This is a genomic window from Lysobacter concretionis Ko07 = DSM 16239 (assembly GCF_000768345.1).
In the GTDB taxonomy this organism is placed as follows: Bacteria; Pseudomonadota; Gammaproteobacteria; order Xanthomonadales; family Xanthomonadaceae; genus Novilysobacter; species Novilysobacter concretionis.
On sequence record NZ_AVPS01000007.1, the window covers coordinates 26,401 to 38,579 of the forward strand.

Here is a 12,179-nt window from a genome sequence, read left to right on the forward strand (position 1 = left end):
GGACGCATCGCGGTCCGCCGCGTCAGAGCGCATCGCCGTCCAGCTCGCCGGTGCGGATCCGCACGACCCGGTCCAGGTCCCAGACGAAGATCTTGCCGTCGCCGATCTTGCCGGTGCCGGCGGCCTTCATGATCGCCTCCACCACGCCATCGACCTGGTCGTCGGTGATCGCCACCTCCAGCTTGATCTTGGGCAGGAAGTCGACCACGTACTCGGCCCCACGGTACAGCTCGGTGTGGCCCTTCTGGCGCCCGAAACCCTTGACCTCGGTCGCGGTGATGCCGGCCACGCCGGCTTCGGCGAGCGCTTCGCGGACATCGTCGAGCTTGAACGGCTTGATCACGGCCATGACCATCTTCATCGGGCGTCTCCGGGAGTTTGCGTGTGTCGTATCGGGCAAGGGCGGGGCGAGAATAGCGCGAAGCCGGCCGGCATCTGGGCTAAAGTAGCGGCTTCGCTCGCCTTGTCTCCACGTGCCGGATCAACACTCCGGATTTATCTGACAGACGATCGCGGCCGCCACCTATGGTGCCGGACCGGACAGCCCGCGAGGCTGGGATCCTTGCCGGAGGAGTTGCCATGATCGACCTGAACCACATCGACGAGCTTGCCCGCCGCCTCAGCGGCCTGGTGCCGCAGGGTCTGCGCGAAAGCCGCGACGAGCTGCAGCAGAACTTCAAGTCGGTACTGCAGACCGGTCTGTCACGGCTGGATCTGGTCACCCGCGAGGAGTTCGAGGTGCAGCGCGCGGTGCTGCTGCGCACGCGCGAGAAGCTCGAGCAGCTGCAGCGCACGGTCGCCGAGCTGGAAGCCCGGGCCGAGGGCAAGCCTGCCAGCCCGCCGGCGGCTGATACTTCCGCACCAACACCCTCCGCCCCACCGCGCCACTGAGTCGCCCCGATGAACCTGGCACTCGTGCACAGCCGTGCACGATCGGGCGTACGTGCGCCTGCGGTTCGGGTCGAGGTCCACCTCGCCGGCGGGCTGCCGGCGATGTCGATCGTCGGATTGCCCGAAGCCGCCGTGCGCGAAGCCAAGGATCGGGTCCGGGCGGCGATCCAGTGCGCCCAGTTCGAATTTCCCTCGCGCCGGATCACGGTCAACCTGGCCCCGGCCGACCTGCCCAAGAGCGGCGGCCGGTTCGACCTGCCGATCGCGCTGGGCATCCTGGCCGCCAGCGGCCAGATCCCGCTGGAAGCACTGGCGGAATATGAGTTCCTCGGCGAGCTGGGCCTGACCGGCGAGCTGCGCGGGATCGACGGCGTGCTGCCGGCCGCGCTGGCCGCCGCCGACGCCGGTCGCAAACTGATCGTGCCGCTAGGCAACGGGGCCGAGGCCGCCCTCGCCAGCCGGTCCGAGGCACGCACCGCGCGCACCCTGCTGGAAGTCTGCGCGATGCTGACCGGCCACAAGTCGCTGCCGCGGGCGGTCGCGCTGCCGACCGTGCGCGAACGCGGTCCCGACATGAGCGATGTGCGCGGGCAGTCCCACGCGCGCAGGGCGCTGGAAGTCGCCGCGGCCGGTGGCCATCACCTGTTGCTGGTCGGACCGCCCGGCTGCGGCAAGACCCTGCTGGCATCGCGGCTGCCCGGCCTGCTGCCCGAAGCCAGCGAGGAGGAAGCCCTGGAGTCCGCCGCGATCGCCTCCATCAGTGGCCGCGGCCTGGATCCGGCCCGCTGGCGCGAACGTCCGTTCCGCACCCCGCACCACACTGCCAGCGCAGTGGCACTGGTCGGCGGCGGCGCGGATCCGCGGCCCGGCGAGATTTCCCTGGCCCACAACGGCGTGCTGTTCCTCGACGAGCTGCCCGAATGGGGCCGGCGCGCGCTGGAAGTATTGCGCGAGCCGCTGGAATCGGGCGTGGTCACGATCTCACGCGCGGCGCGCAGCTCGGAATTCCCGGCCCGGTTCCAACTGGTCGCGGCGATGAATCCCTGCCCGTGCGGCTGGGCCGGCGACGCCAGTGGCCGCTGCCGCTGCAGCCCCGACATGGTGTTGGGCTATCGAGCCCGCCTGTCCGGTCCGCTGATGGACCGGATCGACCTGCATGTCGAAGTGCCGCGCCTGCCGCCCTCGGCCCTGCGCCCGGACGCGCCGCCCAGCGAGTCCAGCCAGGTCGTGCGCGAACGCGTCCTGCGGGCAAGGAACCTGCAGGCCAGCCGCGCCGGCAAGCCCAACGCCCGGCTCAACCAGCCGGAGACGGTGGCCACCTGCCGGCTCTCCCATTCCGACCAGGCGCTGCTGGAGCACGCGATCGACACCCTGCAGCTGTCGGCCCGCTCGATGCACCGGATCCTGCGGGTCGCCCGTACCATCGCCGACCTTGCCGACAGCCCGCACATCCGCACCTCGCACCTGACCGAAGCCATCGGCTACAGGCGCATGGACCGCGGCGTGGCGTTGCAGACGGCCTGATCCGATCCTTCGGGCGCGTCGCCCTACGCGCGCGCCTCAGCCGCACGGACAGCCCGGTTGGCCGGCAACTGCATGCAACCTGTGCAGTTTTTCTGGTTCTTCTCCCATCCAAGAGGAAAGCGCGGTATCTGCGGGGTGGCCGGGGTGCCGGGAGCGAATGCCCTTGTGTGCGAATGTCCCCCGGCACCGATGAAGCCGGTGCCTCCTCCTTTATTTCACACCCAAGGGCATTCGCACCCATCGTTCCAGCCTGGCGGGGGTTCCAGAAGTACAGCCCCGGCTGCCGGGCTGTCCGCGCACCTCTGCGATCCGACAGCACCGACGTGACCTGCAGGCCTTCGGGGCAAAGTAAAAGAGGAGGCACCCGCGGCAGGCGGGGCCGGGGGACATTCGCCGCGAAGGCCTGCAGGTCGCGCCCCGGCCCGTCTTTCCGACTTCCCCGGAGTCGGGAGAAGAACCGTTTTTCGCCGGTTCAACGAATCGCCCGCCTGACGCATTTCCTCCCGTCGCTGGCCGACAAAGCCCGCCCGGCAACACCTTCCTGTTCCGGGCCTGGCGCGATCTACGGCTCCGGGCGGCTCTCCCAGACCGTGCCGGCGGGATCGAATTCGGTGGTTTCCATCGACGGGGCGCGCCAGCCGAAGCCGCAGATTGCCAACGGCCCTTCCACCAGCGGATCCAGGCCGAAGCCGCGTTCGATGTCGACCTCGTTGATCGCCGAGGTCACAAACGCCCCCAGCCCCAGCTCCGTCGCCGACAGGTACAGCGTCTGCGACAGGTGCCCGCTGTCGAGCACCAGCGCGCGATAGGCCTTGGCGTGGTGGCGGTATTTCCAGAAGCTGCGGCCAAAACGCGGCGTCAGCACCGCCAGCACCGGCGCGTTGGCGAACCAGTGCTGGCCGGCCAGCGCGAGCCTGACGAACTCCGCCAACGGCAACTCGGGCGGCGGCAATGGCTCCAATGCGTGATCGACGGGATGGTAGTGGTACAGCCCCGGCGCAAAGCCCTCGACGTTCTGCACAACCAGATAGGCCTCGGTCGAGTGCAGGCCACCGCCGGACGGGCTGGTCTTCTTGAGGAACACCGTGTCGTCGCTGACCCGCACCTGCGCCTGCGCGGAGAACACGCGTTGCAGCATTTGCGCGAACAGCTCCCGACTCAGCGGTCGATCATCGAAGTTGCGGCAGGTGGCGCGACGCGCAAGCAAACCATCGAAATCACTGCTGGGCGCGCGCGGCAGCGGCAGCCGTTGCGACGCATCCGCGCGCTCACCGATGTGTGCAGGCGGCGGACCGAAGCGCTTGCGCAAGCCAGTGGCCGTCAGCAACCCGCTCTCTTCCATGGCCTGCACGCCATCGACGCCATGCCAACGCCCTTGTCGGTGGAACAGCGCGGCCAGCGACCACCAGTTTGCCGCGCGGATCGCTTCGTCGCGTTCCCGCTGATCGACGTGACGCCCATCATCGGCAATCACCAGACCTTCCCGCAGCAAGGATTCGAACGTATCGGCCCGGTGTGGCGGCAATGTCCCGCTGTCGACCCACATACCGGGACTCAGCGCCCCGAGCAACTCCCGCTGGGCCGCGTCTATCTCGATTTCGTTGTCGAGGTGTGGCGCCATCGCCAGCCAGCGGGACGTCCGACTCAGCCCAGCTCCGCCCGCCAACAGCGATTCGAGGTCGAAGCCCACGTCTTCTCTCGACTCGAAAAACAGCACCGCGCAACGACGGACCCGCATGCCTTGTCTCTCCGATAGCCCTTCCAGACCTCTGCTCAAAAGTGCGCCCATCGGCGCACTGATTGAAGCGGGCACGTTATCCCGGCAAATCAAGAATCCGCTGGATGGGGCGAGGTTCGACTGGCCGTTAGACTACGTATTCGCATCAAACATGGGGAGTGGAAGATGACACGCGATGATTCCGGAGATACCAAGCACGCACCCTTGCAGCCGCATGTGGCGGACAAGCTGCTCGATCTGCTGAGCACCGACGACGAGTTCCGATCCGCATTCAAAGCTGATCCCGCCGCCGCGCTGGCTCAGGTAGGTCATCCGGGTGCCGAACAGCACGCTGGCAAGGCATCGATTGTCGAAGGCGAGGCCTTCTACTGCATGACGGCCGACCACCTCGCGCCCAAGGAGGAGATCATGCAGGCGCGCGAGGAACTCAAGTCCTATCTCACGTCGTATACCGATCACCAAGTCATCTTCTGCTTCGAGGCCGGCAAGATCACGTCAACCTTGCGCTCCAAGTAGGCCGGCAAACGATCACGTGGCCAGACCGTCAGCAAGGCTTCGACCCGCTGGTTGGCTGGCTCCGCTTTCTCCATCGCCGCCATTGCCTCGGCAGCATGGAGATGCGCGAGACGGGTATCGAGCACGTTCAAGGTCTGCAGCACTTGCGCGGCATTGGCTTCCATGTACGCCCGGCCACGGTGGCTGAGCAGCCATTCGGCATGCACGAGCGCTTCCTCATCATGGCCGGCTGCGGTGAGTGACGCATGCATCGCCACCCGCGCCTGCACCAACTCGGTACCGTCAAGCTCGCCTTTAAGGCGTCTTATCGCCGCTTCCGGATGGCCCGCCAACCGCTCATTTTCCGCCCGCACTACGATAGCCATCTTTTCGAACACTGTGCCGGCAAGCGGTTGTTCCCATTGCTCAAGCGCTTCAAGCACCCTGTTTGCCACACTGCTGTAGCCAGACCGTTGCGCAAGGTAGGCTGCGACCAGCGCCATGAACGCATCGTCTGCGGCCTTTGCGTTGCCCGGCCGCTCCAAAGCGGTTAGCTCAGATTTCGCCAATGCCATAAAGTCAGCTTCGTTCAGATGTCCGGGTTGATGCACAAGCTTCACCGACGCCGCGATCAGCGCAAACTCGCGAGCAAGCATGGGGGTTTTGGTACTAACCTCCTCGTGCACCTTTTTCAGCAGGGCGTCTGCTTCATTCCAGCGCGCCTGGTCGGCGGCCATGGTCACCAAGTCGATGTATCGCACCGGGTCGTCGCTGGCAAACCCGCTGTAGGGTGCCGATTCAATCAGGATGATCGCATGTGCGTGCTGCTCCTGTATCGCTAATACCGCTGCTTGTCGCCGCGTAGATGTACCTGCTTGCAACGCATCAGCGCGTTTGAAGGTTGCGACCGCATCGCGAGTTTGCCCTTTCACCAGTTGAATGCGTCCGATCAGATCGACGATTCTTTCGACTGATGCAACCTGCGGTGCATTCACTGCATTCGCATATTCTCTGGCTGCATCGAAGTCGTTGAGGACATAGAGATACCAGGACGCATTGGCCTGACCGGCGAAGTAATCCGGATACATCGATGCCAATAGTTTCCAGCGCGGCAACGCTTGGCCGGGAATCCGCAGTTCCGCCTCCCAGGCATCCAGGTACAAGCGGTCCCGCGGCGGCAGCCGCTCTTTCAGCGCGAGCGCCTTGTCGAGCGATGGCAACGCCGCCGGCCGGTCACTCAACGCCACGTAGACACGCGACATCGCCAGATGCGCCAGTGCGAACTTGGGGTCGATCTTGACCGCGCGCCCATACAACTCCAACGCCTCGCGCCACTCACCGCGTCCGAATGCTCCCTGGCCCAGCGCATACGCGCGCAGCGCATCAAGACTCTGGGTCGTCACCTCCGGCAACGGCGTTGAATCCCGCTGCACCACCTCCAACGCCTCGCCCAGCTTTTCCCGCAGCGCCGCAGCCACCTCGTCAATCGATGCCAGCGCCGACGCCGCGCCCTTGCCGTCGGCGTACTCGGCATACACCGTGGTCTGGTTGTGCGGGTCGATCACCTCGGCGCTGATCCGGACGCGGCCACCGACTTCGGCGACGGTCGGCAGGATCACCGCGCGGGCGCCGTCGCGGATGGCGATCTCGGAGGCGATGGCGCGGTCGAGCCGGGTGCCGGGCTCGCGCTGCATGCGCGCAAGGGTGTCGCGGGTCTTGAGGTCGCTGAGCACGTTGACGTGGCGCGACTGCTCCAGGCTGATCCGGAAGGCCTGCTCCAGCGAGTCGTCGAGCAGCGGCTGGCCGGTCAGGTTGCGCAGGTCGGCCAGCACGACCCAGTCGCGCTCGTGGAACGCGAGCGCCGGCAGCGGCCGGCTGACGAACCACGCGGCACCGGCCAGCGCGAGCACCAGCGCGAACTGGGCCACCAGCGCGGCCGGCCGACGCCACAGCGGGATGTCACGCCAGGCCTTCTGGCTGCCGCGGGGCGGACGCAGCGAGGCGAAGCCGGGCTCGCCCACCTCGAAGATTTCCTGCGTCTGCGGCACGCCCTTGAAACGCCAGCGGCCGTGCGACTTCCACAGCAGGTGGCGCCCGCGCTCGCCCAGTTCGCGCGCGGCGCGGTGGGCCAGCGGCTCGGCGACGGCCGACAACAGGGTCTGGCCGGGGCGCGCCATCGTCATCAGCCGCGCGGCCATCGGCTTGGCGAGGCCTTCGACCTCGACCGGTTTGGCCCCCACCCGCACCGCCTCGTCGCTGTTGCGCCAGATCAGCACTTCACCGACATGCAGGCCGGCGCGGGCCTTGGGATGCACGCCATACGAGGCGCCGATTTCCTCCAGCCCGCGGTGGTAGTCGAGGGCAAAACCCAGGCCGTCGATCGGGCGCTCGAACAACAGCAGCATGCCGTCGGAGCGGTCGATCAACCGTCCCCGCCAGGTCTGTTGCAACTGCAGCACCAGGCCATCGTGGGCGCGGAACAGTTCCGCGGCGGTGCCGTCGCCGAGCCGCTCGACCAGCGCGGTGGAGTCGGCCAGGTCGGTCAGCAGGATCGTGCGCAACTGCGGCACTCCGCCGGAGGTGGCGGAAGTCCCGGTGCGGTCGCTGGCATTGGCCGATGCGGTCATGGATCCGGGCACTCAGGCGGTGGCGTCGGGATGTCTTGGCCCTGCCATTCCACCCGGTTGCCGCCCAGCTGCTTGGCCCGGTACAGGCCCGCATCGGCGCGCGCGTACCAGTGGTTCCATTCGGTATCGGGCTCCACCAGGCAGGCGCCGACGCTCAGGGAGCAGATCCGCGGCGGGGTCTGCGGCATCTTCAGCAGTCCCTGCACGGTGCCGACCACGAAGTCGGCGTAACACAGCAGCTCCTCCCGGCTGTCGGCCTTGAGCAGCAGGCAGAACTCGTCGCCACCGAGCCGGCAGGCGATGTCGCCGGTGCCGGCCACCGACCGCAGCAGATTGGCCACGGCCTGCAGCACGCGGTCGCCGACGAGGTGGCCGTGCTCGTCGTTGATCCGCTTGAAGCGGTCGCAATCCACCAGCACCAGCCCCAACCCGCTGGTGGCGCCGTTGCGGCGGCGCTCCTCGAGGTGTTGCAACAGTCCGCGGCGGTTGTACAGGCCGGTCAACTCGTCGAGGCGGGTCAGGGCTTCGGTCTGGTTGAGCCGGTGGGTGGTCAGGTGCAGCCGGTCCAACGTGGCCTGCAGGTCCTGGTTGCGCCGTCGCAGCCGGCGGATCAGGTCCTGCTCGTTGAGCACCACGCGCGCGATCGCCCGGCGCAGGAAGCGCGATACCAGCGCGGGGTCGGTATCGACCAGACGCTGGAACTCCTCGTGGCGTATCTCCAGCAATTCGCCACTGACGGTCACGTTGGCATCGGCGCTGCGCGCGTGGTCGCCTATCAGCAGGCCGAGTTCGCCGAAGAACTCTGCCTGCGCCAGGCTCTTGGCGACCAGGTCGTCACCGAACTCCAGCGCCACCCGGCCGCTGACAATGACGTACATGCTGGTGCCGAGATCGCCGCGCCGGAACAGCGAGGTACCTGCGTCCATGCTCCGCACCCGGGCGACCGAGGCAAACAGGGCGTATTCGTCGACGGGAAGCCGGTCGTCCAATTCCGGGGCGCGCAGGGCCGTGCTGCCGCTGTCTGCCAGCGGGGAAACCGGATTGTCTGGTTCACGAGCCGAGACCGGCTCCATGGCATCGGCTTTCATCCCGCTCCCGGATCGGTGGCGATCCGGGAGCATAGCATTCAGCCTGGGCGGGCAATGACGGCCGGCGGCAGACGTTTCCAGGCGGTGTGCCGCGCTCCCGCGTCAGTCTTTCAGCAGGTGCAGCGCGCCGGTCTTGTGGGCGGCGATGTGGTCGGTCTTGTCACTCTTGATCTCGTACTGGGGATCGTCCGCACTGGCCCGGTGGGTGTGGCCCTTGTAGTCGAAATCGCGGGTGTGGATCTTGATGATGGTGCCGCTGACGTGGCCGGCCTCCGAGTTCCAGCCGACGTGGTCACCGATCTTGAATCCGGCCATGACAGCGCTCCTTCTCGCACGATGGGTATCGGAGCGGGGCGCTCGACGCTCGGCGCTCCCGGTGGACTCACCTTATGCGCCCGTCCGTGGGCGCTGCGTCATGTGCATATCTGCCGCGATCGCGCGCCCGATCGCGACGCCCGGCCGTCAGGCAACGGCGCGCTCGCCATGGAACTGCGCTTCCTCGGTGGAGCCCTTCAGCGCGATGGTCGAGGACTGCCCGCCCTGGATCACCTGGGCCACCGCATCGAAATAGCCGGTGCCGACCTCGCGCTGGTGCTTGACCGCGGTGAAGCCGTCACCGGCCGCGGCGAACTCGGCCTGCTGCAGCTCGACGAACGCGCTCATCTGCCGCTGCGCATAGCCGCGCGCGAGGTGGAACATGCCGTAGTTGAGCGCGTGGAAGCCGGCCAGGGTGATGAACTGGAACTTGTAGCCCATCGCCGCCAGCTCGCTCTGGAAGGTCGCGATCGTGGCGTCGTCCAGGTTCTGCTTCCAGTTGAAGCTCGGCGAGCAGTTGTAGGCCAGCCATTTGCCGGGGTACTTCGCGTGGATCGCGGCGGCGAAGCGGCGCGCGAAGTCGAGGTCGGGCTTGCCGGTCTCGCACCAGACCAGGTCGGCATACGGCGCGTAGGCGAGGCCGCGGCTGATCGCCTGGTCGATGCCCTCGCGGGTCTTGTGGAAGCCCTCGACGGTGCGCTCGCCGGTGACGAACGGCGCGTCGTTGGGGTCGATGTCGGACGTCAGCAGGTCGGCCGCCTCGGCGTCGGTGCGCGCGACGATCAGGGTCGGCACGTCCATCACGTCGGCCGCCAGGCGCGCGGCGACCAGTTTCTCGACCGCCTCGCGGGTCGGCACCAGCACCTTGCCGCCCATGTGGCCGCACTTCTTCGCGCTGGCCAGCTGGTCCTCGAAATGCACGCCGGCGGCGCCCGCCTCGATCATGCCCTTCATCAACTCGAAGGCATTCAGTACGCCGCCGAAGCCGGCCTCGGCGTCGGCCACGATCGGCTGCAGGAAATCGATGTCGTCCTTGCCCTCGGCATGCTGGATCTGGTCGGCACGCAGCAGCGTGTTGTTGATGCGCTTGACCACCGCCGGCACCGAGTCGGCCGGGTACAGCGACTGGTCCGGGTACATCTGGCCGCCCAGGTTGGCGTCGGCGGCGACCTGCCAGCCGGACAGGTAGATCGCCTTCAGTCCGGCCTTGACCTGCTGCATGGCCTGGTTGCCGGTCAGCGCGCCGAGCGCATTGACGAAGGTCTGTGTGTCGAGCGACTGCCACAGCTTGTTCGCACCCAGCGTGGCCAGGCTGTGCTCGACGGCGACGGTGCCGCGCAGGCGCACGACCTCCTCGGCCGAATAGGGGCGCTCGATGCCGGCCCAGCGCGGGTGGGTGTTCCAGTCGTGGCGGAGCTGGTCGGCGGTGCGTTGGATGGTCATGGCGTGACTCCTTGGTGGCGTGGTCGAAAAGCGTCGGGTTTGCGGATTTCTGTCCGACTGGACTTCCTTCGGTCGTAGGAGCGACATCAGTCGCGAATGCAACTGGAATCGCGTTGCTGCAGTGGCCGGACAATCGATTTGTGCGCGCAGATCGATCGGTGTGGGTTCAGAGGGTCGCGACTCACGTCGCTCCTACGGGTGGGGGTGCGGATGGCGCGTCAGTCGAGGCGCAGGTACGCCGGCACGGTCAGGAAATCCTCCAGGGTGTCGGCCTGGCAGAGCCGGTCGAGCATGCCGATGGCCTCGTTGAGCCGGCTGCCGCCGGGCAGTTGCGTGCGGTCGCCCAGCCGCGCCGGCAGGGCGATGAATGCGCGCTCCAGCAGGGTGAAGTCGATCGGGGTGCCGTCGTCGAGGCGCAGCGGCTCGGCATCGGTGACGCCCTGTGCCAGCGCGTGGTCACGGCAATGCAGCCACTGCCACAGCTGGGCGCGGGCGATCTCGGCGGTGGCGGCGTCCTCCATCAATCCGTGGATCGGCACGCAGCCGCTGCCGTCCAGCCAGGCGGCGAGGTAGCGCACGCAGACCTCGACGTTGTTGTCGAAACCGGCGCGGGTGACTGTGCCCAGCGGCGGCGCAAGCAGGCGGTCGCGCAGTTGCCGTTCGCTGAACGCCTGCACATCGCCCCGCAGCACGTGGTGCTGGTGTGGGGTCGGCATGCGCTCGTCGAACACCGTGCGTGCGATCGGGATCAACGCCGGGTGCGCGACCCAGGTGCCGTCGTGGCCGGCGACGACTTCGCGCAGCTTGTCGGCGCGCACCTTGGCCATCGCGGCATGGTTCGCATCGACGCTCGCGACGGTATCGCCGGAGATCGGGATCTGCGCCGCCATCCCGCCCATCGCGTGCGCGCCGCGGCGGTGGCAGGTGTGGATCAGCAGCTCCGAATACATGCGCAGGAACGGCTGCGTCATCGTCACCTGGCCGCGCTCGGGCAGCACCTTGTCCGGGTGGGCGCGGACGATCTTGAGGTAGCTGAAGATGTAGTCCCAGCGGCCGCAGTTCAGGCCGGCAATGCGGCGACGCAATGCATGCAGGATCTCGTCCATCTCGAACACCGCCGGCAGCGTCTCGATCAGCACGGTGACCTTGATCTGGCCGGCCGCCAGCCCGAGCACCTGCTCGATATGGGCAAGCACGTCGTCCCACAGCTGCGCCTCCTCCATCGATTCCAGCTTGGGCAGGTAGAAGTACGGGCCGCGATCCTTCGCCGCGAGCGCGTGGGCGTTGTGGAACGCGAACAGGCCCAGATCGAACAGGCTGGCCGAAATCGGCTTGTCATCGATGAGCAGATGCTTCTCATCCAGATGCCAGCCGCGCGGACGCACCAGCAGCACGGCCTGGCCGGCGAACGGCTTCAGCGTGTAGTTCTTGCCGGCAGTGCCGTCACGGGCGGGCGGCGCGGTGAATTCCAGCGTGCCGGCGACCGCTTCGCGCAACGCCCGCTGGCCGGCGACCAGGTTGGTCCAGGTCGGCGAGGTGCTGTCCTCGAAGTCGGCCATGAAGCAGTTGGCGCCCGAATTAAGCGCATTGATGACCATCTTCGGATCGACCGGGCCGGTGATCTCGACCCGGCGGTCAAGCAGCGCGGCCGGCAAGGGCGCGACCTGCCAGTCGCCTTCGCGGATGGCGCGGGTGTCGTCGCGGAAGTCCAGCAGCCGGCCGGCATCGAAATCGGCCTGGCGGGCGATGCGGCGTGCCAGGCAGGCCTGGCGGGCGGATTCGAACCGGCGCTGCAATTCCGCCAGAAACGCCCGTGCCGCCGGCGTCAGCAGTTGGTCCTGCCCCGCCGCCGACGCCGATTCGGCGAGGCGCACCGGCCCGGTCGACTCCTGCGGGGCGGGAATCCACGAGAGGGGGGAGATCACTGCCGACATGACGTCGCTCCGTTGCAAGGGGAGTTCGACCCTGCGCCGGCGTATCTGTATTTGACAACACAGTTATTTCAATGCGTTATATAAGTTTTTCATATAACCATTCTCAAACACGCATCCACACGGC

The 12,179-nt window shown here is 67.4% G+C and carries 10 protein-coding genes; 3 read left to right on the forward strand and 7 right to left on the reverse strand.

What is annotated here, in order from left to right:
* Nucleotides 1-22: 22 nt before the first annotated feature.
* Nucleotides 23-361: a P-II family nitrogen regulator gene (locus N792_RS09435; protein WP_036194432.1), complete on the reverse strand. Its 339-nt coding sequence runs from the start codon at nucleotides 359-361 to the stop codon at nucleotides 23-25.
* 218 nt (nucleotides 362-579) lie between these two features.
* Between N792_RS09435 and ubiK the strand changes: the two genes are divergently transcribed.
* Entirely contained in the window at nucleotides 580-891 is a 312-nt protein-coding gene (gene ubiK / locus N792_RS09440) for a ubiquinone biosynthesis accessory factor UbiK (protein ID WP_036194433.1), read from the forward strand.
* A 9-nt stretch (nucleotides 892-900) separates the two neighbouring features.
* A complete protein-coding gene (locus N792_RS09445) occupies nucleotides 901-2,415 on the forward strand; it encodes a YifB family Mg chelatase-like AAA ATPase (RefSeq protein WP_036194435.1) in 1,515 nt (504 codons plus the stop codon).
* Between the two features lie 562 nt (nucleotides 2,416-2,977).
* On the opposite strand, the gene N792_RS09450 is transcribed toward N792_RS09445, so the two are convergent.
* Nucleotides 2,978-4,153: a putative peptide maturation dehydrogenase gene (locus tag N792_RS09450; RefSeq protein WP_036194437.1), complete on the reverse strand. Its 1,176-nt coding sequence runs from the start codon at nucleotides 4,151-4,153 to the stop codon at nucleotides 2,978-2,980.
* 165 nt (nucleotides 4,154-4,318) lie between these two features.
* On the opposite strand from N792_RS09450, the gene N792_RS09455 reads away from it, so the two are divergent.
* The gene (locus N792_RS09455) at nucleotides 4,319-4,669 is read left to right on the forward strand and encodes an NHLP-related RiPP peptide (RefSeq protein WP_084105667.1); all 351 of its coding nucleotides are present in this window, start codon (nucleotides 4,319-4,321) and stop codon (nucleotides 4,667-4,669) included.
* Here the strand turns inward: N792_RS09455 and N792_RS09460 are convergent.
* The 5 genes from N792_RS09460 to aceB form a co-directional block, all read right to left on the reverse strand.
* Nucleotides 4,609-7,275, reverse strand: a complete 2,667-nt coding sequence (locus N792_RS09460) for a putative peptide modification system cyclase (protein ID WP_036194440.1) — start codon at nucleotides 7,273-7,275, stop codon at nucleotides 4,609-4,611. The two genes, N792_RS09455 and N792_RS09460, sit on opposite strands and share 61 nt — an antisense overlap.
* Entirely contained in the window at nucleotides 7,272-8,363 is a 1,092-nt protein-coding gene (locus tag N792_RS09465; protein ID WP_224743882.1) for a GGDEF domain-containing protein, read from the reverse strand. The genes N792_RS09460 and N792_RS09465 overlap by 4 nt, the downstream gene beginning before the upstream one ends.
* 102 nt (nucleotides 8,364-8,465) lie before the next feature.
* Nucleotides 8,466-8,678: a hypervirulence associated TUDOR domain-containing protein gene (locus N792_RS09470; protein WP_036194442.1), complete on the reverse strand. Its 213-nt coding sequence runs from the start codon at nucleotides 8,676-8,678 to the stop codon at nucleotides 8,466-8,468.
* Between the two features lie 147 nt (nucleotides 8,679-8,825).
* Nucleotides 8,826-10,121 carry an isocitrate lyase gene (gene aceA / locus N792_RS09475; protein ID WP_036194445.1) on the reverse strand — a complete coding sequence of 432 codons (1,296 nt, stop codon included), beginning with the start codon at nucleotides 10,119-10,121 and terminating at the stop codon, nucleotides 8,826-8,828.
* 218 nt (nucleotides 10,122-10,339) lie between these two features.
* Nucleotides 10,340-12,055: a malate synthase A gene (aceB, locus tag N792_RS09480; protein ID WP_036194447.1), complete on the reverse strand. Its 1,716-nt coding sequence runs from the start codon at nucleotides 12,053-12,055 to the stop codon at nucleotides 10,340-10,342.
* Nucleotides 12,056-12,179 lie beyond the last annotated feature (124 nt).